At 69.4% G+C, this 23055-nt stretch carries 20 protein-coding genes and 2 pseudogenes; 15 read left to right on the forward strand and 7 right to left on the reverse strand.

Annotated elements, in window-relative coordinates; all coding sequences use genetic code 11:
* On the forward strand, positions 1 to 2435 hold a 2435-nt coding region (locus O3Q52_RS22245; protein ID WP_269650531.1), incomplete at its 5' end, for a bifunctional (p)ppGpp synthetase/guanosine-3',5'-bis(diphosphate) 3'-pyrophosphohydrolase.
* Between the two features lie 117 nt (positions 2436 to 2552).
* Here O3Q52_RS22245 and O3Q52_RS22250 read toward each other — a convergent pair.
* Both O3Q52_RS22250 and O3Q52_RS22255 read right to left on the reverse strand, forming a co-directional pair.
* Positions 2553 to 3782: a DUF349 domain-containing protein gene (locus tag O3Q52_RS22250; RefSeq protein WP_269650532.1), complete on the reverse strand. Its 1230-nt coding sequence runs from the start codon at positions 3780 to 3782 to the stop codon at positions 2553 to 2555.
* A 135-nt stretch (positions 3783 to 3917) separates the two neighbouring features.
* Positions 3918 to 4757, reverse strand: coding sequence for a peptidylprolyl isomerase (locus O3Q52_RS22255; protein ID WP_269650533.1), 840 nt, complete (start codon positions 4755 to 4757; stop codon positions 3918 to 3920).
* A 170-nt stretch (positions 4758 to 4927) separates the two neighbouring features.
* Between O3Q52_RS22255 and O3Q52_RS22260 the strand changes: the two genes are divergently transcribed.
* Together O3Q52_RS22260 and hisS are read left to right on the forward strand one after the other, a co-directional pair.
* A complete protein-coding gene (locus O3Q52_RS22260; RefSeq protein WP_269650534.1) occupies positions 4928 to 5644 on the forward strand; it encodes an MBL fold metallo-hydrolase in 717 nt (238 codons plus the stop codon).
* 11 nt (positions 5645 to 5655) lie between these two features.
* On the forward strand, positions 5656 to 6918 hold the full coding sequence (hisS, locus tag O3Q52_RS22265; RefSeq protein WP_269650535.1) for a histidine--tRNA ligase: 1263 nt from the start codon (positions 5656 to 5658) through the stop codon (positions 6916 to 6918).
* A gap of 235 nt (positions 6919 to 7153) precedes the next feature.
* Here hisS and O3Q52_RS54180 read toward each other — a convergent pair whose 3' ends face one another.
* The 4 genes and pseudogenes from O3Q52_RS54180 to O3Q52_RS22280 form a co-directional block, all read right to left on the reverse strand.
* Complete coding sequence (locus O3Q52_RS54180; protein WP_332112929.1) at positions 7154 to 7378, reverse strand: hypothetical protein; 225 nt, start codon at positions 7376 to 7378, stop codon at positions 7154 to 7156.
* A complete protein-coding gene (locus O3Q52_RS54185; protein WP_332112930.1) occupies positions 7372 to 7701 on the reverse strand; it encodes a hypothetical protein in 330 nt (109 codons plus the stop codon). The genes O3Q52_RS54180 and O3Q52_RS54185 overlap by 7 nt, the downstream gene beginning before the upstream one ends.
* A pseudogene (locus tag O3Q52_RS22275) lies at positions 7698 to 8186 on the reverse strand (ABC transporter permease); the annotation flags it as partial. The gene O3Q52_RS54185 and the pseudogene O3Q52_RS22275, both read right to left, overlap by 4 nt.
* 5 nt (positions 8187 to 8191) lie before the next feature.
* Positions 8192 to 8662, reverse strand: a pseudogene (locus O3Q52_RS22280) (ATP-binding cassette domain-containing protein); the annotation flags it as partial.
* A gap of 139 nt (positions 8663 to 8801) precedes the next feature.
* Between O3Q52_RS22280 and O3Q52_RS22285 the strand changes: the two are divergent.
* The 3 genes from O3Q52_RS22285 (at position 8802) to rpsD (ending at position 11906) form a co-directional block, all read left to right on the forward strand.
* Positions 8802 to 9449, forward strand: a complete 648-nt coding sequence (locus tag O3Q52_RS22285) for a vitamin K epoxide reductase family protein (RefSeq protein WP_269650536.1) — start codon at positions 8802 to 8804, stop codon at positions 9447 to 9449.
* Positions 9450 to 9583: 134 nt separating this feature from the next.
* Positions 9584 to 10936, forward strand: coding sequence for a replication-associated recombination protein A (locus O3Q52_RS22290; protein ID WP_269650537.1), 1353 nt, complete (start codon positions 9584 to 9586; stop codon positions 10934 to 10936).
* Positions 10937 to 11291: 355 nt separating this feature from the next.
* Entirely contained in the window at positions 11292 to 11906 is a 615-nt protein-coding gene (gene rpsD / locus O3Q52_RS22295; RefSeq protein ID WP_055614429.1) for a 30S ribosomal protein S4, read from the forward strand.
* A gap of 33 nt (positions 11907 to 11939) precedes the next feature.
* Here rpsD and O3Q52_RS22300 read toward each other — a convergent pair whose 3' ends face one another.
* The gene (locus O3Q52_RS22300) at positions 11940 to 14117 is read right to left on the reverse strand and encodes an AAA family ATPase (RefSeq protein ID WP_269650538.1); all 2178 of its coding nucleotides are present in this window, start codon (positions 14115 to 14117) and stop codon (positions 11940 to 11942) included.
* Positions 14118 to 14252: 135 nt separating this feature from the next.
* Between O3Q52_RS22300 and O3Q52_RS22305 the strand changes: the two genes are divergently transcribed.
* From O3Q52_RS22305 to O3Q52_RS22345, 9 genes are all read left to right on the forward strand, one after another.
* Positions 14253 to 14720, forward strand: a complete 468-nt coding sequence (locus O3Q52_RS22305; RefSeq protein WP_143635401.1) for a DUF948 domain-containing protein — start codon at positions 14253 to 14255, stop codon at positions 14718 to 14720.
* 7 nt (positions 14721 to 14727) lie between these two features.
* A complete protein-coding gene (locus tag O3Q52_RS22310) occupies positions 14728 to 15078 on the forward strand; it encodes a DUF6167 family protein (protein WP_055614426.1) in 351 nt (116 codons plus the stop codon).
* Positions 15078 to 17750: an alanine--tRNA ligase gene (gene alaS, locus O3Q52_RS22315; RefSeq protein ID WP_269650539.1), complete on the forward strand. Its 2673-nt coding sequence runs from the start codon at positions 15078 to 15080 to the stop codon at positions 17748 to 17750. Before O3Q52_RS22310 ends, alaS begins: the two co-directional genes overlap by 1 nt.
* A gap of 17 nt (positions 17751 to 17767) precedes the next feature.
* Positions 17768 to 18232 (forward strand): Holliday junction resolvase RuvX, encoded by a 465-nt coding sequence (gene ruvX, locus O3Q52_RS22320; protein WP_189840213.1) that lies wholly within the window; start codon positions 17768 to 17770, stop codon positions 18230 to 18232.
* Between the two features lie 121 nt (positions 18233 to 18353).
* Positions 18354 to 20186 (forward strand): endolytic transglycosylase MltG, encoded by a 1833-nt coding sequence (gene mltG, locus O3Q52_RS22325; RefSeq protein WP_269650540.1) that lies wholly within the window; start codon positions 18354 to 18356, stop codon positions 20184 to 20186.
* Positions 20164 to 21015 (forward strand): shikimate dehydrogenase, encoded by an 852-nt coding sequence (locus O3Q52_RS22330; protein ID WP_269650541.1) that lies wholly within the window; start codon positions 20164 to 20166, stop codon positions 21013 to 21015. The genes mltG and O3Q52_RS22330 overlap by 23 nt, the downstream gene beginning before the upstream one ends.
* A gap of 98 nt (positions 21016 to 21113) precedes the next feature.
* Positions 21114 to 21383 carry a hypothetical protein gene (locus tag O3Q52_RS22335; RefSeq protein WP_269650542.1) on the forward strand — a complete coding sequence of 90 codons (270 nt, stop codon included), beginning with the start codon at positions 21114 to 21116 and terminating at the stop codon, positions 21381 to 21383.
* A 168-nt stretch (positions 21384 to 21551) separates the two neighbouring features.
* On the forward strand, positions 21552 to 22736 hold the full coding sequence (aroC, locus tag O3Q52_RS22340; RefSeq protein ID WP_055618429.1) for a chorismate synthase: 1185 nt from the start codon (positions 21552 to 21554) through the stop codon (positions 22734 to 22736).
* On the forward strand, positions 22733 to 23055 hold a 323-nt coding region (locus O3Q52_RS22345), incomplete at its 3' end, for a shikimate kinase (protein WP_269650543.1). The genes aroC and O3Q52_RS22345, both read left to right, overlap by 4 nt.

The following is a 23055-nucleotide window of genomic DNA, read 5'->3' on the forward strand; positions in this document are numbered from 1 at the left end:
TCGGGTGCATCCAAAGAGGCACCATGGCGGGGAAGTTGAAGGGCGTGATGCCCGCCCCCGAGCCGGCGGCCCCCGAGCGCCAGGCACCCGTGTCCGCGGCCCGTCCCACGGCCGGCCAGCCCGCACGCTCCGGCGGCGGCTCCTCCAACCGCGTACGCGCCCGTCTGGCCCGGCTCGGCGTCCAGCGGTCCAACCCGTACAACCCGGTCCTGGAGCCCCTGCTGCGGATAGTGCGCAGCAACGACCCGAAGATCGAGACCGCCACCCTGCGGCAGGTCGAGAAGGCCTATCAGGTCGCCGAGCGCTGGCACCGCGGCCAGAAGCGCAAGAGCGGCGACCCGTACATCACGCACCCGCTCGCCGTGACGACGATCCTCGCCGAACTGGGCATGGACCCGGCCACGCTCATGGCGGGCCTGCTGCACGACACCGTCGAGGACACCGAGTACGGCCTGGACACCCTCAAGCGGGACTTCGGCGACCAGGTCGCGCTGCTCGTCGACGGCGTCACCAAGCTCGACAAGGTCAAGTTCGGTGAGGCGGCCCAGGCCGAGACCGTCCGCAAGATGGTCGTCGCCATGGCCAAGGACCCGCGCGTCCTGGTCATCAAGCTCGCCGACCGCCTGCACAACATGCGCACCATGCGCTACCTCAAGCGCGAGAAGCAGGAGAAGAAGGCCCGCGAGACGCTGGAGATCTACGCTCCGCTGGCGCACCGCCTGGGCATGAACACCATCAAGTGGGAGCTGGAGGACCTCGCCTTCGCGATCCTCTACCCCAAGATGTACGACGAGATCGTGCGCCTGGTCGCCGAGCGCGCCCCCAAGCGCGACGAGTACCTCGCCATAGTGACCGACGAGGTCCAGTCCGATCTGCGCGCGGCCCGCATCAAGGCGACCGTCACCGGCCGCCCGAAGCACTACTACAGCGTCTACCAGAAGATGATCGTCCGCGGCCGTGACTTCGCGGAGATCTACGACCTGGTGGGCATCCGTGTCCTCGTCGACACGGTCCGTGACTGCTATGCGGCGCTGGGCACCGTCCACGCCCGCTGGAACCCGGTTCCGGGGCGGTTCAAGGACTACATCGCGATGCCCAAGTTCAACATGTACCAGTCGCTGCACACGACGGTGATCGGTCCGAACGGCAAGCCGGTCGAACTCCAGATCCGTACGTTCGACATGCACCGCCGCGCCGAGTACGGCATCGCCGCGCACTGGAAATACAAGCAGGAGCCCTCCGCCGGCGCCTCCAAGGTGCGCACGGACGCGCCCAAGGGCCTCGGTAAGGACAAGGACGCCGTCAACGACATGGCGTGGCTGCGCCAGTTGCTCGACTGGCAGAAGGAGACCGAGGACCCCAGCGAGTTCCTGGAGTCCCTGCGCTTCGACCTGTCCCGCAACGAGGTCTTCGTCTTCACGCCGAAGGGCGACGTCATAGCGCTCCCGGCCGGGGCGACCCCGGTGGACTTCGCGTACGCGGTCCACACGGAGGTCGGCCACCGGACCATAGGAGCACGGGTCAACGGCCGCCTCGTACCGCTCGAATCCACCCTGGACAACGGCGACCTGGTCGAGGTCTTCACCTCGAAGGCGGCCGGCGCGGGTCCGTCCCGCGACTGGCTGGGCTTCGTGAAGTCCCCGCGCGCCCGCAACAAGATCCGGGCCTGGTTCTCCAAGGAGCGCCGCGACGAGGCGATCGAGCAGGGCAAGGACGCCATCGCGCGCGCCATGCGCAAGCAGAACCTGCCGATCCAGCGCATCCTCACCGGCGACTCGCTGGTCACGCTCGCGCACGAGATGCGCTACCCCGACATCTCGTCCCTGTACGCGGCGATCGGCGAGGGCCATGTGGCCGCGCAGAACGTCGTGCAGAAACTGGTCCAGGCGCTCGGCGGCGAGGAAGCGGCCACCGAGGAGATCGACGAGAGCGTCCCGCCCGCGCGCGGCCGCGGCCGCAAACGCCGGTCGAACGCCGACCCGGGGGTGGTCGTCAAGGGCGTCGACGACGTGTGGGTCAAGCTCGCCCGCTGTTGTACGCCCGTCCCCGGCGACCCGATCATGGGCTTCGTCACGCGGGGCAGCGGTGTATCGGTCCACCGCACCGACTGCGTCAACGTCGACTCGCTGTCCCGCGAGCCCGAGCGCATCCTCGAGGTCGAGTGGGCGCCCACCCAGTCCTCGGTCTTCCTGGTCGCCATCCAGGTGGAGGCACTGGACCGCTCACGGCTCCTGTCGGACGTCACCAGGGTCCTGTCCGACCAGCACGTCAACATCCTGTCGGCGGCCGTCCAGACGTCCCGCGACCGGGTGGCCACCTCCCGCTTCACCTTCGAGATGGGCGACCCGAAGCACCTGGGCCACGTCCTGAAGGCGGTCAGGGGAGTCGAGGGCGTGTACGACGTGTACCGGGTGACGTCGGCGCGCAGGCCGTAGACACTCCGGCCGTAAATCGGCCACTACGTGGAGGGGCTTCCGTACGAAACGTACGGAAGCCCCTCCACGTAGAAGCGGAAAACCGCTGAAGGACTCAGCGGCCTCACCCCGGTGGCCTCAGCCGCCGAACTCCTGCAGACCCTTCAGAGCCTGCTCAAGGAGCGCCTGGCGGCCGTCGAGCTCCTTCTGGAGCTTGTCGGCCCGCGCGTTGTTGCCGGAGGACCGCGCCGACTCGATCTGACCCTGCAGCTTGTCCACGGCCGCCTGGAGCTGACCGGTCAGACCCTCGGCACGCGCGCGTGCCTCCGGGTTCGTCCGGCGCCACTCGGCCTCCTCGGACTCCTGGAGGGCCCGCTCCACCGTGTGCATCCGGCCCTCGACCTTCGGGCGGGCGTCACGCGGCACATGGCCGATGGCCTCCCACCGCTCGTTGATCGAGCGGAAGGCGGCCCGCGCCGCCTTCAGGTCGTGCACCGGGAGGAGCTTCTCGGCCTCCTCGGCCAGCTCCTCCTTGAGCTTCAGGTTCTCCGTCTGCTCCGCGTCCCGCTCGGCGAAGACCGAGCTGCGCGCCGCGAAGAACACGTCCTGGGCACCGCGGAAGCGGTTCCACAGGTCGTCCTCGTGCTCGCGCTGGGCACGGCCCGCGGCCTTCCAGTCCGCCATCAGCTCGCGGTAGCGGGCGGCCGTCGGACCCCAGTCGGTCGAGGCGGACAGTGACTCGGCCTCCGCGACCAGCTTCTCCTTGGTCTTGCGGGCCTCCTCGCGCTGCGCGTCCAGCGACGCGAAGTGCGCCTTGCGGCGCTTGGAGAACGCCGAGCGCGCGTGCGAGAAGCGGTGCCACAGCTCGTCGTCGGACTTCCGGTCGAGCCGCGGCAGACCCTTCCACGTGTCCACGAGCGCCCGCAGCCGCTCACCGGCGGCCCGCCACTGGTCGGACTGGGCCAGCTCCTCCGCCTCGATGACCAGCGCCTCCTTGGAGTGCCGGGCCTCGTCGGACTGCTTCGCCCGCTGCGCCTTGCGCTCCTCGCGGCGTGCCTCGACCGTCTCGACGAGCTTGTCCAGCCGTACCTTCAGCGCGTCCAGATCCCCGACCGCGTGGTGGGCGTCCACCTGCTCGCGAATGTGGTCGATGGCGATCTGGGCGTCCTTCGCCGACAGGTCGGTGGTCTTCACTCGTCGTTCGAGGAGGCCGATCTCCACGACCAGGCCCTCGTACTTGCGCTCGAAGTAGGCCAGTGCCTCGTCGGGAGAACCGGCCTGCCAGGAACCGACGACCTGCTCGCCGTCGGCCGTACGCACGTACACGGTCCCCGTCTCGTCGACGCGGCCCCATGGGTCGCTGCTCACAGCGCCTCCTCCACATGATGCCTGCGTGGGGCTGCTTTACCCCCGGGCATCGTCCACAGTTTCGTCACGGCCAACATAGGCGACCGGCGGGGCGGCTGTCCGCATCCCGCACGACCGAAATTTCGCTGCTGGAGGTCAGGATTTCGTCACGGTCGCCTTGTCGATCACGACGGTCGCATTGGGTGCGCCGTCGCCCTGGCCAGTGCTCTCGCCGGCCTTGGCGATTTTCTCCATGACCTTCATGCCCGATTCGGAAATAGTCCCGAACGGTGTGTAGTTGGCCGGCAACGGACTGTCCTGGTACACGAGGAAGAACTGGCTGCCGCCGGAGTTGCGGCCCTTCTTCGTCTGGGCGTTGTACTGGTTGGCCATGGCCACCGTGCCCGCCGGGTACACGTCGCCCTTGAGGCGCTTGTCCTTGAGGTTCTCGTCCGGAATCGTGTAGCCGGGACCGCCCATGCCGGTGCCCTGCGGGTCGCCGCACTGAAGCACGAAGATGCCGTTCGTGGTCAGGCGATGGCACTTGGTGTGGTCCAGATAGCCCTTGCCCAACAGGAAGTTGAACGAGTTCACGGTGCGCGGGGCCTTCGAGGCAGGCATGTCGATGTCTATCGTGCCGCAGGTCGTCTGCAGCTTCATCGTGTAGTCCGCCGACTTGTCGATGGTGATCGCCGGCTCCTTCTTGTAGCTCAGCGACTTCACCTTGCCCGCGGCGGCCTTCTCGCAGGGGTCCGGTGCCTTGCTGGGCGCGGAGGGGCTGGGGCTGGCCTCGGCAGCCGCGTCCGACTTCTTGTCGTCGTTCTTGAAGACCCCGGTCGCGTACGACACCACGCTGCCCACGACGACAACGCCGAGGACCGACGCGATCACTGCGTTGCGAGCGTGGGCCTTGCGCCGAGCGGACGTGCGCCGCTGCTGTTGCCGCAAGAACTTCTCCCGGGCGAGCTGACGCCGCCGCTGTTCCTGGGTGACCACCGGGTTATCTCCTCATGCGTCTCGTACGTCAGGTGGGACGCGTGCGTCTGTTGAGCCGACCGCCTGCGTGTGACCCGTACCGTATATGGGTTCGCTGTGGTTCCGGCAGCGCCGGTAGGCTCTGATCCACAGCCGGACCATTCCCCCGTACGACATACCGAAGGACGAACGTGCTCATTGCCGGGTTCCCCGCCGGGGCCTGGGGCACCAACTGTTATCTGGTCGCCCCCGCCGCAGGCGAGGAGTGCGTGATCATCGACCCGGGCCATCAGGCCGCCCAGGGAGTCGAGGACACGCTGAAGAAGCATCGGCTCAAGCCCGTCGCGGTCGTCCTCACGCACGGCCACCTCGACCATGTCGCCTCGGTCGTCCCGGTGTGCGGCGCGCACGACGTGCCCGCGTGGATCCACCCCGAGGACCGGTACATGATGAGCGACCCCGAGCGGGCGCTCGGCCGTTCCATCGGGATGCCGCTGATGGGCGAGCTGACCATCGGGGAGCCGGACGACGTGAAGGAGCTGACGGACGGCGCCGCGCTGAAGCTGGCCGGCCTCGACTTCTCCGTCGCGCACGCGCCCGGCCATACGAAGGGGTCGGTGACGTTCCGGATGCCCGAGACCACGGACATCCCGTCCGTGTTCTTCTCCGGGGATCTGCTCTTCGCCGGCTCCATCGGCCGCACCGACCTGCCCGGCGGCTCCCACACCGAGATCCTCGACTCGCTGGCCCGTGTGTGCCTGCCGCTCGACGACTCGACCGTGGTGCTGTCCGGCCACGGCCCCCAGACGACCATCGGCCAGGAGCGCGCCACCAACCCGTACTTGCGGCAGGTGGCGGCGCCCGGCCCGGGAGCGGACCCGACCTCCGCTCCTCGACGAGGAATGTGACGAGACTTCCCGTGAGCACCTTCAAGGCCCCCAAGGGCACGTACGACCTGATTCCGCCGGACAGCGCGACGTTCCTCGCGGTGCGCGAGGCGATCGCCGCGCCTCTGCGGAACTCCGGTTACGGATACATCGAGACGCCCGGATTCGAGAACGTCGAACTGTTCGCGCGCGGGGTCGGTGAGTCCACCGACATCGTGACCAAGGAGATGTACGCCTTCGAGACCAAGGGCGGCGACCAACTGGCGCTGCGCCCCGAGGGCACGGCCTCCGTACTGCGCGCCGCCCTCGAAGCCAACCTGCACAAGGTGGGCAACCTCCCCGTCAAGCTCTGGTACTCGGGCTCGTACTACCGCTACGAGCGCCCCCAGAAGGGCCGTTACCGCCACTTCTCGCAGGTCGGCGCCGAGGCGATCGGTGCCGAGGACCCGGCCCTGGACGCCGAGTTGATCATCCTGGCCGACCAGGCGTACCGATCGCTCGGGCTGCGGAACTTCCGGATCCTCCTCAACTCGCTGGGCGACCAGGAGTGCCGTCCCGTCTACCGGGCCGCGCTCCAGGACTTCCTGCGCGGGCTGGACCTGGACGAGGAGACGCTCCGGCGGGCCGAGATCAACCCGTTGCGGGTCCTGGACGACAAGCGCGACGACGTCCAGAAGAAGCTGGTCGGGGCTCCCTTGCTGCGGGACTATCTCTGCGACGCGTGCAAGGCGTACCACGAGGAGGTGCGCGAGCTGATCTCGGCCGCCGGAGTCTCCTTCGAGGACGATCCGAAGCTGGTCCGGGGGCTGGACTACTACACCCGCACCACCTTCGAGTTCGTGCACGACGGTCTCGGTTCGCAGTCCGCGGTCGGTGGCGGCGGGCGCTACGACGGCCTGTCCGAGATGATCGGTGGTCCTGCGCTGCCGTCCGTCGGGTGGGCGCTCGGCGTCGACCGTACGGTTCTCGCGCTGGAGGCCGAGGGTGTGTCCCTCGAACTTCCCGCGACCACCAGTGTGTTCGCTGTGCCGCTCGGGGACGAGGCTCGGCGCGTGCTCTTCCGGGTGGTGACCGAGTTGCGGCGGAACGGGGTCGCGGCCGACTTCTCCTACGGGGGCAAGGGGCTCAAGGGCGCCATGAAGAACGCCAACCGCAGTGGCGCCCGCTACACCGTCGTCGCCGGCGAGCGCGACCTCGCCGAAGGCGTCGTCCAGCTCAAGGACATGGAGTCCGGCGAGCAAGTGCCTGTGGGCGTGAACGAGATCGTGGCGGAACTGGAGTCCCGGCTTAGCTGAGCCGGCTTGGGCTGCTTTTCCTCGCCCCCGCCGCCCTTACCCATTCCCGTCCCTTACTCAGGGGCTCCGCCCCCGAACCCCCGCTCCTCAAACGCCGGAGAGGCTGAATACGTGTCGGCCCGGGCTGACATCTTCAGCCCGTCCGGCAGGACGAGGCCGTTCAGGCCGATGCGGGGGTCTGGGGGGCGGCAGCCCCCAGGGACGGGAAGGGCAGGGGCGGCGGGGGCGAGAAACCTCAGTCCAGCAAGCCGAACCGCATCGCGCAGGTCACCGACGCCTCGTGCCGGGCGGCGAGCCGGCGCGGAGCGTCCGGCAGCGATGCCTCGTCGAGGTCGGCGGGCGTGCCACCCGCGACGAGGGCCCGCGACTCGGTCTCGTCCATGAGGGACAGGTGCAGGCGGGCCTGCGCCACGTCGGAGCGGTCCAGCTCGGCCTCGACCGTCTGAGTCAGCATCAGCAGACTGGTGAAGCCCTGCGCGAGCGTGTCGTGGGTCTCCCGGGAGAGGCGTTCGCGCTCGGCCGAGAGCGGGTCTTGTCCACCAGGATGCCGGCCGGCAGAAAGAGCAACACCGCCCCGGCGACGTAGGCCAGAGCCCGCGGCTCGTCCTGGCCCTCGGTCGTCAGGGCCGGCCGTCCCGGATCCGCCGCGCCCAGCACGAACACCACCGTGGCCACCCGCACCACCGCGAAGTACGGGTCCCAGAGCCGGAAGGTCCGCTCCCAGGCGTTCGTGCCGGCGCGCCCTGTCCCGGACGTGCCGCACGACCCCGCCGCGGCGCTCACCGGTCGCGCTCGCTCTTCCAGCGGAAGGTCAGCAGGCACAGCAGCAGTCCTCCGACGCACCAGGCCCCGAGCACCAGGGCCACGCGTCCGAACTCCCAGCTTCCCGCCTGTTCGAGGACCTGCGCCGACTCCGGCAGGAACACCCCGCGCAGGCCCTGGCACATCCACTTCAGCGGGAACAGCGCGCCGATGTCGAGCATCCAGCCGGGGATGGTGGCGACGGAGATGTACACCCCGGAGATGAACTGCAGGACCAGGAAGGGGAGTACGACCACGGACGTGGCGCTCTTGCCGGTGACCAGAACCAGCCAGATCTTCCCCAGGAAGTACGCGGCCGGGGGCATCGGTGTGCCGCGCAGCCGACGCAGCACCTTCTCGTCCCGCTCGATCGCGATCGACGTACCGAGCGACTGGAAGCGGGTGGTCATTATGCCCGCGGCCATCATCGCGGGGACGTAGAGCTGGGAGGCCGTGACGCCCGCGCCCGTCACAGCAGTTCGGGGCCGCCGATCACACCGAGCGCCACGTCGAGCCGCCGCCGCTGACCGCCCGACAGGGCCTTGATCCGGCTGCCCGCCTTCTCGTCAAGGCCCACCAGTCCGATGACCTCCTCCGGGTCGCGCGGCCTCGCGTAGTAGCGCGCGAAATGCCGCACGGTCTCGCGCACCGTCAACTCGGCGGGCGCGGATTCGTCCTGCCAGACGATGCCGACTCGCGAACGCCACGCGCGCGTGGCCGTCGACGGGTCCGAACCCAGGACCGAGACGTCACCCGCGTCCCTGGAACGGTTGCCCTGGAGGATCTCCACGGTGGTGCTCTTGCCCGCGCCATTGGGTCCGAGCAGGCCGAAGACCTCGCCCGGCCGTATCCCGAGATCGATGCCGTCGACGGCGGCCGCGTCCCCGTACCGCTTGCGCAGTCCTCGTACGTGCACGGCGAGTTCGTGCGTGTGTGCTGCCATGCCGTCGAGCGTCCCGCCGAAGCGAACGTTCCGGGACCACCGTGCGTACTTCCTTATGTCCATCGAACGGTGGACACGCGCGCGTGTGCGGCACAATGACCGTGCCCGGAAGGCCCCCTCAAGCTACGGAAACGGCGTGATGAGCAAGACGACAGTCAGGGAAGGCATCAGCACCGACTCCCACGACCAGGATGGTGCCGAGGCGCCACCGTCCGTGGGCGGCGGTCGTTTCCTCGCCCTTCTGCTGGTGATCACGGGCGCGGCCGGACTGCTGGCCTCCTGGGTCATCACCATCGACAAGTTCAAGCTGCTGGAGGACCCGAACTTCACCCCGGGCTGCAGCCTGAACCCGGTTGTCTCCTGCGGCAACATCATGAAGAGCGACCAGGCCTCCGCCTTCGGGTTCCCGAACCCGATGATGGGCCTCGTCGCCTACGGCATCGTGATCTGCGTCGGCATGAGCCTGCTCGGCCGCGCCACCTTCCCGCGCTGGTACTGGCTGACCTTCAACGCGGGCACGCTGTTCGGCGTCGGCTTCTGCACCTGGCTGCAGTACCAGTCGCTGTACAACATCAACTCGCTGTGCCTGTGGTGCTCCCTCGCCTGGGTCGCGACGATCATCATGTTCTGGTCCGTGACCTCGCACAACGTCCGCAACGGCTTCCTGCCCGCGCCGGGCTGGGTCAAGGGCTTCCTCGGCGAGTTCGCCTGGGTGCTGCCGGTCATGCACATCGGGATCATCGGCATGCTGGTCCTCACGCGCTGGTGGGACTTCTGGACCAGCTGACCGGGCCCGCGGTCGTGGAAGGGCGACCAATGGCCGTCGAAGGGCGACCGGTGGCCTTGCGGAACCGCTCGGCGGAACCGGTGAATTCCACGCGGCCGACGGCGTTGTCAGTGGCGTGACATAGGGTTTTGGACGTGGAGCCCGACCTGTTCACCGCCGCAGCCGAAGAACGCCAGGAGAAGGACCCGTCCAGCAGCCCCCTGGCCGTACGGATGCGCCCGCGCACCCTCGACGAGGTGGTGGGCCAGCAGCACCTGCTGAAGCCGGGCTCACCCCTGCGCAGACTGGTCGGCGATGGAGGCGGTCCGGCAGGTCAGTCCTCGGTCATCCTCTGGGGGCCGCCCGGAACCGGCAAGACGACCCTGGCGTACGTGGTCTCCAAGGCCACCGACAAGCGCTTCGTGGAGCTCTCCGCGATCACCGCCGGCGTCAAGGAGGTCCGCGCGGTCATCGAGGGCGCCCGCCGCGCCACCGGAGGCTTCGGCAAGGAGACCGTCCTCTTCCTCGACGAGATCCACCGCTTCAGCAAGGCCCAGCAGGACACCCTGCTCCCGGCCGTCGAGAACCGCTGGGTGACGCTGATCGCCGCGACCACCGAGAACCCGTACTTCTCGGTGATCTCCCCGCTCCTGTCCCGCTCGCTGCTGCTGACCCTCGAACCGCTCACGGACGACGACCTGCGTGGACTGCTCCGCCGGGCCCTCGCCGACGAGCGCGGCCTCAAGGAGGCCGTCACCCTCCCCGAGGACACCGAGGAGCACCTGCTGCGGATCGCCGGGGGCGACGCCCGCCGCGCGCTGACCGCGCTGGAGGCCGCGGCCGGGTCCGCGCTCGACAAGGGCGAGCCGGAGATCACCCTCCAGACCCTGGAGGAGACGGTCGACCGGGCCGCCGTGAAGTACGACCGCGACGGCGACCAGCACTACGACGTGGCGAGCGCGCTGATCAAGTCCATCCGCGGCTCGGACGTGGACGCCGCGCTGCACTACCTCGCCCGGATGATCGAGGCCGGCGAGGACCCCCGGTTCATCGCCCGCCGCCTGATGATCTCCGCCAGCGAGGACATCGGCCTGGCCGATCCGAACGCGTTGCCGACAGCGGTCGCCGCCGCCCAGGCCGTCGCCATGATCGGCTTCCCCGAGGCCGCGCTCACCCTCAGTCATGCCACGATCGCCCTCGCCCTGGCCCCGAAGTCGAACGCGGCGACGACGGCGATCGGCGCCGCCATGGAGGACGTACGCAAGGGCCACGCGGGCCCCGTGCCGATGCACCTGCGCGACGGGCACTACAAGGGCGCGGCCAAGCTAGGTCACGCGCAGGGATACGTGTACCCGCACGACCTGCCCGAGGGAATCGCCGCCCAGCAGTACGCGCCGGAGGAGCTCAAGGACCGCGAGTACTACACCCCCACCCGCCACGGAGCCGAGGCGCGCTACGCGGACGCGGTGGAGTGGACCAGGAAGCACCTCGGTCGAGGGCGGTCCTGACCGGCCCTGACCACCCTGTAGACTCCTCGAAGCGCTGCGTCCTGTGTCCGGCCTCCTTTAACGAGGAAGTCGGCATCACCAGAACGGGACATCCAGCCGGAGCCCTCACCGCAAGGCGGGGATTCCAGGAGCGTCGCGCACCGTCGAAGGTGTCGCGGGCAGCCCACCACCCTCCCGGATTCCCGGGAACCGGTCGGTGGGCCACTCGCGTGCTGCACGTATGTGCCCAGCACAGGGAGCGGCTGCCCCGCAGGTCCGACCGACCGGACCCGCAGGGTTTCCCTGGCTGCGGATTGCGACCTCCCCTAACCCTGGTGAAGCCGTATTCGCATCAGAAACATGAGGTGTTTGGTTCATGCCGAACCAGTCCCGCCCCAAGGTCAAGAAGTCGCGTGCCCTCGGCATCGCGCTGACCCCGAAGGCTGTCAAGTACTTCGAGGCCCGCCCCTACCCGCCGGGCGAGCACGGCCGTGGCCGTAAGCAGAACTCGGACTACAAGGTCCGTCTGCTCGAGAAGCAGCGTCTGCGCGCGCAGTACGACGTGTCCGAGCGCCAGCTCGTCCGCGCCTACGAGCGTGCCGCCAAGACGCAGGGCAAGACCGGTGAGGCCCTGGTCATCGAGCTGGAGCGTCGTCTCGACGCCCTGGTTCTGCGTTCGGGCATCGCCCGCACGATCTACCAGGCCCGCCAGATGGTCGTTCACGGCCACATCGAGGTCAACGGTGGCAAGGTCGACAAGCCGTCGTTCCGCGTCAAGCCCGACGACGTCGTGATGGTCCGCGAGCGCAGCCGCAGCAAGACGCTGTTCGAGGTCGCCCGTGCCGGTGGCTTCGCCCCCGACGGCGAGACCCCGCGCTACCTCCAGGTGAACCTCGGCGCCCTGGCGTTCCGCCTGGACCGCGAGCCGAACCGCAAGGAGATCCCGGTGATCTGCGACGAGCAGCTCGTCGTCGAGTACTACGCCCGCTGATCACCCTCAGTCGGATGTAGCACCACCTGTGCGTCAGCCCGTCGTCTCCCCGCCCTTGCGGGTGGGGGAGGCGGCGGGTTTTCGCATGTCCGGGGGATCCGGCAGCCCGCGCGGCGGCGGCAGCGCACCGAGCAGCCGCTGCCGGGTGTGCCCGAGCGCCCTGCCCACCGACGCCTGCCGGCCGAGCCGCGCACCGGCCCGTACGCACTCCTCGTACCGCTCGTCGCCCAGCCGTTCCCGGGCCGTCGCCTCGCACTGCTCGTGCGGGGCGTTGTAGTAGGCGGAGCCGAACAGCGGCAGGCCCACCGACGGCCACATCCGGGACGCGGAGCCCTGGAGGACCGCGGCCTCGGAGGCGTCGCCCTCCGCCGCCGTGACCAGCGCGAGCAACTCCATCGCCAGGACCGTGCCGAGCAGGTCGTTGAAGACGTGGTTGATGTCCAGGCACTCGACCAGCAACCGCCGGGCCCCCGGCAGATCGCCCTCGGTCCAGGCCGCGTACGCCAGGACGTACAGCGCGTACGCGAGGGTCCAGCGCTCGCCGTGCTCCAGACAGACCCGGCGCACGTCCTCGCACAGCCGGACCGCGCCCGGCAGATCACCCTGGAACGCCAGCGTCATCGCCAGCTCGACCTGGCCCATCAGGACGTTGCTGTTGAGCTCGCCGATCTCGTGATAGCGGTCGAGCGCCGAACGCAGCAGTGTCTCCGCACGGGCCATGTCGTCGGTGACCAGGGCCAGACAGCCGGTGCGGTGCTCGGCGTAGGCCAGCGCGAGGGGGTTGCCGCTGTGCTCCGCCTTCTCCCGGCACTCGGCGAGCGCGGCGAGCGCCGGCACCGTGTCGCCCTGGAGGATCGCCACATAGCCGAGCACCCACAGCGCCTTCAGCCGCGACCGCTCGTGCTCGGTGTCGAGGAGAACGGTCCGCTCCAGCCAGTGCCGCCCCTCCGACAGCCGGCCGCAGCCGACCCAGTAGAACCAGAGCGTGCCCGCGAGGTACTGGCTGAGATGACCGCCGCCCGGTTCGGACAGACACTGCTCCATGGCACGGCGCAGATTCGGCAGCTCCGCCTCCACGCGCGCTGCCACCTCGCTCTGCCGGGGCGAGAACCAGTCCAGCTCGCACCAGGTGGCGAGCCCCATGTACCAGTCGCGGTGGCGCCGCCGCAGCCGAGCCGTGTCGCCCGTCGCCGCCAGCCAGTCGGTGCCGTAGGCCCGGACCGTGTCCAGCATGCGGTAGCGCACACCCGCCCGGGTCTCCTCGCGGGTGACCACCGACTGCGCGAGCAACTCGCCCAGCACGTCGAGGATGTTGTCGGGATGCAGGCCGTCGCCCCCGCACACGTACTCCACGGCCTCCAGGTCGAACTGCCCGGCGAACACCGAGAGCCTCGACCACAGCAGCCGCTCCTCCGGCGTGCACAGCTCATGGCTCCAGCCGATCGCCGTCCGCAGCGTCTGATGGCGGGGGAGCGCGTCGCGCCCGCCGCCCGTCAGCAGCCGGAAACGGTCGTCGAGCCGCATCAGCAGCTGCGCGGGGGAGAGGGTCCGCAGCCGCCCCGCCGCCAGCTCGACCGCGAGCGGGATGCCGTCGAGCCGCCGGCACAGTTCGCGCACGTCCGCACGGTTGCCGTCGTGGAGGGTGAACCCCGGTGTGCTCGCGGCCGCGCGGTCCGCGAACAGCTCGGCGGCCTCCCGCTCGGTCAGCGGCGCCAGCGGGAACAACCGCTCGCCCTCCACCGCCAGCGGCCTGCGCCCCACGGCGAGCACCCGCAGCCCCGGCGCCCGCCGCAGCAACTCGCCGACCAGCGAGGCGCACGCGTCCACCAGATGCTCGAACCCGTCCAGTACGAGGAGCAGTTGACGCTTCGACAGATGGTCGAGCAGCACCTGACGCGGCGGCCGGGACGTGTGATCCGTCAGGCCGAGGGCCTCCACGACCGCGTACTCGACGAGTTCCGCCTCCCGCACAGCGGCCAGATCCACGCGCCACACCCCGTCGCGCGGCCGGGTTCTGGCCGCCGCACGCGCCGCGAGCCGTGACTTGCCGACCCCGCCAAGACCCGTCACGGTGACCAGGCGTGCCGCACCGAGGGCCGCACCCAGTTGCGTGAGTTCGGCCGCGCGGCCCACGAACGCGTTGAGCTCCAGGGGCAGATTCCCGGCCCGGTGACCGCCGGCCCCCGCACCGGAACGCTGAGAACGTCGCATGGGGAACGGAGCGTACTCATCCGTAAGCACTCCGTACAATCGCTTCGTGCAACTCCGCCTCCGGCGGGCGGTAATCCGGTACGGAGCCCCAGCCCCGGCGCGATAGGCTCGGGGGACGACTTTTCGATGTTTTCGATGTTGAGGCACGATCCAGGGAGCGGGTGCGCAGTGTCCGGTGGAGAGGTGGCCGGGATCCTGGTGGCCGTCTTCTGGGCGATCCTGGTCTCCTTCCTCGCGGTGGCACTGGCGAGGCTGGCCCAGACGCTCAGGGCGACCACCAAGCTCGTCGCGGACGTGACCGACCAGGCCGTCCCGCTGCTGGCAGACGCCTCCTCGGCCGTGCGCTCCGCACAGACCCAGATCGACCGGGTGGACGCCATCGCGTCGGACGTACAGGAGGTCACGTCGAACGCGTCGGCGCTCTCCACGACCGTCGCCTCCACCTTCGGCGGCCCCCTCGTGAAGGTCGCGGCGTTCGGCTACGGCGTACGCCGGGCCATCGGCGGCCGCCGCGAGGACGCGCCCGCCAAGCCCGCGCGACGTACCGTGATCGTGGGCCGCACCGTCCCGTCGGCGCGACGGGGAAAGCGGAAGAAGGACTGACGCAGCGATGTTCCGCCGTACGTTCTGGTTCACCGCGGGCGCAGCCGCCGGTGTGTGGGCCACCACCAAGGTCAACCGCAAGCTCAGGCAGCTGACGCCCGAGAGCCTCGCGGCCCAGGCAGCCAACAAGGCGCTCGAAGCGGGCCACCGCATCAAGGACTTCGCACTCGACGTCCGCGACGGCATGGTCCAGCGGGAGGCCGAACTCGGCGAGGTCCTCGGGCTGAACGCCGATCCCGAACTGCCCTCCCCGCGCCGCGTCGCCGCCATCGAGAACAGCAACGACCCGAAGTACAGCAAGAACCCGACGTATGTCGAGAGGTCGACGTACTCGTACAACCGGAATGAGGACCACTGATGGAGTCGGCCGAGATTCGTCGCCGCTGGTTGAGCTTCTTCGAGGAGCGCGGTCACACCGTCGTCCCTTCGGCGTCGCTCATCGCGGACGACCCGACTCTGCTCCTGGTCCCGGCCGGCATGGTGCCCTTCAAGCCCTACTTCCTGGGTGAGGTCAAGCCGCCGTTCGCCCGCGCCACCAGCGTCCAGAAGTGCGTCCGTACGCCGGACATCGAAGAGGTCGGCAAGACCACCAGGCACGGCACGTTCTTCCAGATGTGCGGCAACTTCTCCTTCGGCGACTACTTCAAGGAAGGCGCCATCAAGTACGCCTGGGAGCTGCTCACCAGCCCCCAGGACAAGGGCGGTTACGGCCTGGAGCCGGAGAAGCTCTGGATCACCGTGTACCTGGAGGACGACGAGGCCGAGCGCATCTGGCACGAGGTCGTCGGCGTGCCCAAGGAGCGCATCCAGCGCCTCGGCAAGAAGGACAACTACTGGTCCATGGGCGTCCCGGGCCCCTGCGGCCCGTGTTCCGAGATCAACTACGACCGCGGCCCGGAGTTCGGCGTCGAGGGCGGCCCGGCCGTCAACGACGAGCGGTACGTGGAGATCTGGAACCTCGTCTTCATGCAGTACGAGCGCGGCGAGGGCACCTCGAAGGAGGACTTCGAGATCCTCGGCGACCTGCCGAGCCAGAACATCGACACGGGCCTCGGCCTGGAACGCCTCGCCATGATTCTGCAGGGCGTGCAGAACCTGTACGAGATCGACACCTCCATGGCCGTCATCAAGAAGGCCACCGAGCTGACCGGTGTCGAGTACGGCAGCGGCAAGGACTCCGACGTCTCCCTGCGCGTGGTCACCGACCACATGCGCACGTCCGTGATGCTCATCGGTGACGGCGTCACCCCGGGCAACGAGGGTCGCGGCTACGTGCTGCGCCGCATCATGCGCCGAGCCATCCGCAACATGCGTCTGCTGGGCGCCACGGGTCCGGTGGTCAAGGACCTCGTCGACACCGTCATCGGGATGATGGGCCAGCAGTACCCGGAACTCGTCACCGACCGCAAGCGCATCGAGACCGTGGCCGTCGCCGAGGAGAACGCCTTCGTCAAGACGCTGAAGGCCGGCACGAACATCCTCGACACCGCCGTCACGGAGACCAAGGCCGCCGGCGGCCAGGTCCTCGCCGGCGACAAGGCCTTCCTGCTCCACGACACCTGGGGCTTCCCGATCGACCTCACCCTGGAGATGGCCGCCGAACAGGGCCTCTCCGTGGACGAGGACGGCTTCCGGCGCCTGATGAAGGAGCAGCGGGAGCGCGCCAAGGCCGACGCCAAGTCCAAGAAGACCGGCCACGCCGACATGGGCGCCTACCGCGAGATCGCGGACGCCGCCGGCGAGACCGACTTCATCGGCTACTCGGACACCGAGGGCGAGTCCACGGTCGTCGGCATCCTCGTCGACGGCGTCTCCTCGCCGGCCGCCACCGAGGGCGACGAGGTCGAGATCGTCCTCGACCGCACCCCCTTCTACGCCGAGGGCGGCGGCCAGATCGGCGACACCGGCCGCATCAAGATCGACACCGGTGCCGTCGTCGAGATCCGCGACTGCCAGAAGCCGGTCCCGGGGGTGTACGTCCACAAGGGCGTCGTCCAGGTCGGCGAAGTGACCGTCGGCGCCAAGGCCCAGGCCGTCATCGACGTACGCCGCCGCACGGCCATCGCCCGCGCCCACTCGGCCACGCACCTCACGCACCAGGCCCTGCGCGACGCCCTCGGCCCGACGGCCGCCCAGGCCGGTTCCGAGAACCAGCCGGGCCGCTTCCGCTTCGACTTCGGCTCCCCGGCCGCCGTGCCCACGGCCGTGATGACGGACGTCGAGCAGAAGATCAACGAGGTGCTCGCCCGCGACCTGGACGTGCACGCCGAGATCCTGAGCATCGACGAGGCCAAGAAGCAGGGCGCCATCGCCGAGTTCGGCGAGAAGTACGGCGAGCGCGTCCGAGTCGTCACCATCGGCGACTTCTCCAAGGAGCTGTGCGGCGGCACGCATGTGCACAACACCGCCCAGCTGGGCCTGGTGAAGCTGCTCGGCGAGTCGTCGATCGGTTCCGGCGTACGGCGTATCGAGGCCCTGGTGGGTGTCGACGCCTACAACTTCCTCGCCCGTGAGCACACGGTCGTCGCCCAGCTCCAGGAGCTGATCAAGGGACGTCCGGAGGAGCTCCCGGAGAAGGTCTCCGCCATGCTCGGCAAGCTGAAGGACGCCGAGAAGGAGATCGAGAAGTTCCGCGCCGAGAAGGTGCTGCAGGCCGCCGCCGGTCTCGCCGGCTCCGCCAAGGACGTGCAGGGCATCGCACTTGTCACCGGCCAGGTGCCGGACGGCACGACCGCCGACGACCTGCGCAAGCTGGTCCTCGACGTGCGCGGCCGTATCCAGGGCGGACGGGCCGCCGTGGTGGCCCTGTTCACGACGGTCAACGGCAAGCCGCTGACGGTCATCGCCACCAACGAGGCCGCCCGCGAGCGCGGCCTCAAGGCCGGTGACCTGGTGCGCACGGCCGCCAAGACCCTCGGTGGCGGCGGTGGCGGCAAGCCGGACGTCGCCCAGGGCGGCGGCCAGAACCCGGCCGCCATCGGTGACGCCGTCGACGCCGTCGAACGCCTCGTGGCCGAGTCGGCCAAGTGAGCGAGGGCGAGCGGGTCATGCGCCGCGGCCGCCGTCTCGCCATCGACGTCGGGGACGCCCGGATCGGGGTCGCCTCGTGCGACCCCGACGGGATCCTCGCAACACCGGTGGAGACCGTGCCGGGACGCGATGTCCCCGCCGCCCACCGGCGCCTGAAGCAGCTCGTCGAGGAGTACGAACCGATCGAGGTCGTCGTCGGACTCCCTCGCTCCCTCAAGGGGGGCGAGGGCCCGGCCGCCGTCAAGGTCCGCGCCTTCGCACAGGACCTCGCCCGGGGGATCGCACCCGTGCCGGTGCGCCTCTTGGACGAGAGGATGACCACAGTGACGGCCAGTCAGGGACTGCGCGCCTCGGGCGTGAAATCCAAGAAGGGCAGATCGGTCATCGACCAGGCAGCGGCCGTGATCATCCTCCAGCAGGCACTGGAGTCCGAACGGGCGTCAGGTACATCTCCGGGCGAGGGCGTCGAAGTGGTCATCTGATCGCGGTACGGTAACGTTCCGCGCGATGCGGTGGTGTTCGAATAACCTCCGCACAGGAGAGAGGCGGACGGGAGCCGAGCCACAGCCACCGCGACCGCCGCCTCGCGGCTCTAGGGGATCGATGACTGAGTATGGCCGGGGCCCAGGCTCCGAACCGTGGCATCCGGAGGACCCGTTGTTCGGGGACGGCGGATGGGGAGGACAGGAGGCCAACACGGCCCAGTCCCCCTACGGCGGCCAGCCGCAGCACCACCCGCAGGAGCCGCAGCAGCCGCAGCAGCAGTACGGCGACTGGGGAGCCGCCCAGCAGGCCGGCTACGACCAGGGCCAGCAGCAGTACTACAGCCAGGGTCACCAGCAGCAGTACGTCCAGGATCAGCAGTACGGCGGTCAGGCTCCGCAGCAGTACAACGGCCAGGGTGGGCAGGGGTACTACGACCAGGGTGGTCAGCAGTACAACGGCGGGCAGCAGTACGGCGACGGCCGGCAGTACAACGATGGTCAGCAGTACAACAACGGCCAGCAGTACAACGGTGGCTGGGACAACACGGGCCAACAGCAACAGCAGCCGCAGCAGCCCCAGGTCCCGTACGGCGTCGATCCCAACGACCCCTACGGTGGCCAGCCCGCCGCGTACGGCGGTCAGCAGCCCGACTACTACGGGACCCCCGACGCCTATCCGCCGCCGGAGCCGCCGAGCCGCCGCGGAGTCGAGCCGGAGCCGCCGCAGACCGACTGGGACCCGGGTCCTGACCAGGGCGGGCACGCGTTCTTCGCGGGCGGCAACGACGACGATGACGACGATTTCGAGGACGACGCCAAAGGCAGTCGGCGCGGCAAGGCCGGCAAGGGGAACAAGGGCAAAGGCGAGAAGAAGAGCCGGAGCGGCAGTGCCTGCCTGGTCGTGACGCTCGTGCTCACCGGAGTGGTCGGCGGCGTCGGCTATTTCGGCTACCAGTTCTACCAGGATCGTTTCGGCTCGGCGCCGGACTACGCGGGCGACGGCACGAGCGACCAGGTGACCGTTGTGATTCCCAAGGGCGCCTTCGGATCGGTGATCGGTCAGAAGCTCAAGGCGGCGGGCGTCGTCAAGAGTGTGGACGCCTTCGTGTCGGCCCAGGGCAAGAATCCGGACGGCGGCAAGATTCAGCCGGGCTCCTATCTGCTCAAGAAGGAGATGTCCGCCGAAAGCGCTGTCGCGCTGATGCTCGACCCCAAGAGCCAGAACAGCCTGGTCGTCAGGGAGGGCCAGCGGAACGTCACGGTCTACGCGGCGATCGACAAACAGCTGGGGCTTTCCAAGGGCACCACGGCGGATGTCGCCGAGAAGAAATACAAGAGCCTCGGACTTCCGGACTGGGCGAACAACGACAGCGACATCAAGGACCCGCTGGAAGGATTCCTCTACCCGGCGACCTATCCCGCCGCCAAGGGAATGAAGCCCGAGGCGGTCCTGAAGGAAATGGTGTCGCAGGCCAAGGAGGAGTACGCCAAGTACGACCTGGAGAAGAAGGCCAAGGAACTCAACCTGAACGACCCGTTGCAGGTCATCACGGTTGCGAGCCTCGTCCAGGCCGAAGGAATCACGCACGACGACTTCAAGAAGATGGCCGCCGTCGTCTACAACCGCCTGAAGTCGACGAACGACGTCACCAACCAGAAGCTCGAATTCGACTCGACCTACAACTACCTCAAGGGTCAGAGCAAGATCGACATTGCGACGAGCGAGATCCGCAACTACGACGACCCGTACAACACGTACTTCTACAAGGGTCTTCCGCCCGGGCCGATCGGAAATCCGGGTGGGGACGCGCTGAAGGCGTCGGTGAGTCCGGACGGCGGTGCGTGGATGTTCTTCATCTCCATCGACGGCAAGAAGACGGACTTCACCAAGACCCTGAGTGAGCACGAGAAACTGGTTAAGGAATTCAATGCACGGCGCAACAAGGACTGACGGAGACCGGAGAAATCGAGCCGCCGTACTCGGTTCCCCGATCGCCCATTCCCTTTCCCCGGTGCTGCACCGTGCCGCGTACGAGGAACTCGGCCTCGACGACTGGTCGTACGACCGTTTCGAGGTCGACGAGGCGGCGCTGCCGGGATTCGTCGGGAAACTCGGTCCCGAATGGGCCGGGCTGTCGCTGACGATGCCGCTGAAGCGGGCGGTCATTCCACTGCTCGACGAGATCAGCGAGACCGCGTCCGCCGTCGAGGCCGTGAACACCGTGGTGTTCACCGAGGACGGGCGACGCCTCGGCGACAACACCGACGTCCCCGGAATGGTCGCCGCACTTCGTGAGCGGGGGATCGAGCAGGTGGACTCCGCCGCGATCCTCGGCGCGGGCGCCACCGCCTCCTCCGCGCTGGCCGCCCTCGCGCGGATCTGCACGGGCGAGGTCGTCGCGTACGTCCGAAGTCAGGCGCGCGCCGCCGAGATGCGGCAGTGGGGTGAGCGGCTCGACGTAGAGGTGCGTACGGAGGATTGGGCGGACGCGGAGCATGCCCTGCGCGCGCCGCTCGTCATCGCCACCACCCCGGCCGGTACCACGGATGTCCTCTCCTCCGTGGTCCCCGAACGGCCCGCCACGCTCTTCGACGTGCTGTACGACCCGTGGCCCACCGCACTGGCGGCGCGCTGGTCGGCGTACGGAGGAGCCGTCGTCAGCGGCCTCGACCTGCTGGTGCACCAGGCGGTGCTCCAGGTCGAGCAGATGACCGGACGGGTGCCGGCTCCGCTGGACGCCATGCGGACAGCGGGCGAGAAGGCGCTCGCGAGCAGGTAGGACCGGCCTATACGATTCGGCCTTCGGTTCCGCAGGGGGCGGAACTCGGCCTTCGGTTCCGCAGGGGGCGGAACACGGGGGAGCCGGGGGGCTGATCCATGTATGTGACGCTGGCGTCGTGGAAGTCGGAGATATTCGAGGTAGTGCTGCGCTTCCTGCCGGACTGGGTGCAGATCGCCGTGCTCTGTCTCGTGGTGGCCGCCGTTCTCGCGACCTGGGCCTACAAGCTGAAGCGCAAGCTCGCCTACCGGCGGGCGGTACGCGCGGGGCAGCCCGTCCACGCGGCGGCGCAGTACGGGCAGGGCCGCGGCGCCGACTACCTGGGGTCCTACGCACCCCCGACCCGTCAGGACGACGCCACGGCGTGACCCGGCCACGTCCGCCTGATGGACCTGCGGCGGGGCAGGCGGCGCGGACGTGGGAGGATCGTTACCGGCGGGCCAGGGCCGCGCACCCGGTCGCGCCGTCGCAGTACGCGAGGACGCGCGTACGCAAAGGCAGTACGCAGTACCAGGGCGCGAGCATGAGGAGCACCGTTGAGCAGGTTGCGCTGGCTGACCGCGGGGGAGTCCCACGGTCCCGCACTAGTCGCGACGCTGGAGGGACTTCCCGCCGGCGTGCCGATCACCACGGAGATGGTGGCGGACCACCTGGCCAGGCGGCGCCTCGGGTATGGACGCGGCGCGCGCATGAAGTTCGAGCGCGACGAGATCACCTTCCTGGGCGGCGTACGGCACGGTCTCACCCTGGGCTCCCCGGTCGCGATCATGGTGGGCAACACCGAGTGGCCCAAGTGGGAGCAGGTCATGGCGGCCGACCCCGTCGACCCGCAGATCCTCGCCGAACTGGCCCGCAACGCTCCGCTGACCCGGCCCCGCCCCGGTCACGCCGACCTCGCCGGTATGCAGAAGTACGGCTTCGACGAGGCCCGGCCGATCCTGGAGCGGGCCTCGGCGCGTGAGACGGCGGCCCGGGTGGCGCTGGGCGCGGTGGCGCGTTCGTACCTGAAGGAGACGGCGGGCATCGAGGTCGTCTCGCACGTCGTCGAGCTGGCCGCCGCGAAGGCTCCGTACGGCGTCTACCCGACCCCCGCCGATGTGGAGAGGCTCGACGCCGACCCGGTGCGCTGCCTCGACGCGGACGCGTCGAAGGCGATGGTCGCGGAGATCGACCAGGCCCACAAGGACGGTGACACGCTCGGTGGCGTGGTCGAGGTCCTCGCGTACGACGTGCCGGTGGGCCTCGGCTCGCACGTGCACTGGGACCGTCGGCTCGACGCCCGGCTCGCGGCCGCGCTCATGGGAATCCAGGCCATCAAGGGCGTCGAGGTCGGCGACGGCTTCGACCTGGCGCGGGTGCCGGGCTCCAAGGCGCACGACGAGATCGTGCGGACCGACGAGGGCATCAAGCGGACCTCGGGGCGCTCCGGCGGCACCGAGGGCGGTCTGACGACCGGCGAACTCCTGCGCGTACGCGCCGCGATGAAGCCCATCGCGACGGTGCCGCGCGCGCTGGCCACCATCGACGTGGCGACCGGCGAGGCGACCAAGGCGCACCACCAGCGCTCGGACGTGTGCGCGGTCCCGGCCGCGGGCATCGTCGCCGAGGCCATGGTGGCGCTGGTCCTCGCGGACGCGGTGGCCGAGAAGTTCGGCGGCGACTCCGTGCCCGAGACGCGGCGCAACGTCGAGTCGTACCTGCAGAACCTGGTCGTGCGGTGAGCGCTCCGCGCGTGATCCTGGTCGGCCCCATGGGGGTCGGCAAGTCCACGGTGGGCGAGCTGGTCGCCGAGCGGCTCGGCTGCGCCTACCGGGACACCGACGGCGACATCGTGGCCGAGCAGGGCCGCACCATCGCGGACATCTTCGTGGACGAGGGCGAGCCCGCCTTCCGCGCGATCGAGAAGCAGGCGGTACACCGGGCCCTGGCCGGGTACGACGGCGTGCTGGCCCTCGGCGGCGGCGCGATCCTCGACGCGGACACCCGGGCGCTGCTGGCCGGACAGCCCGTCGTGTACCTCTCGATGGACGTCGAGGAGGC

This window comes from Streptomyces sp. ActVer, assembly GCF_027270795.1.
Classification (GTDB): Bacteria; Actinomycetota; Actinomycetes; order Streptomycetales; family Streptomycetaceae; genus Streptomyces; species Streptomyces umbrinus_A.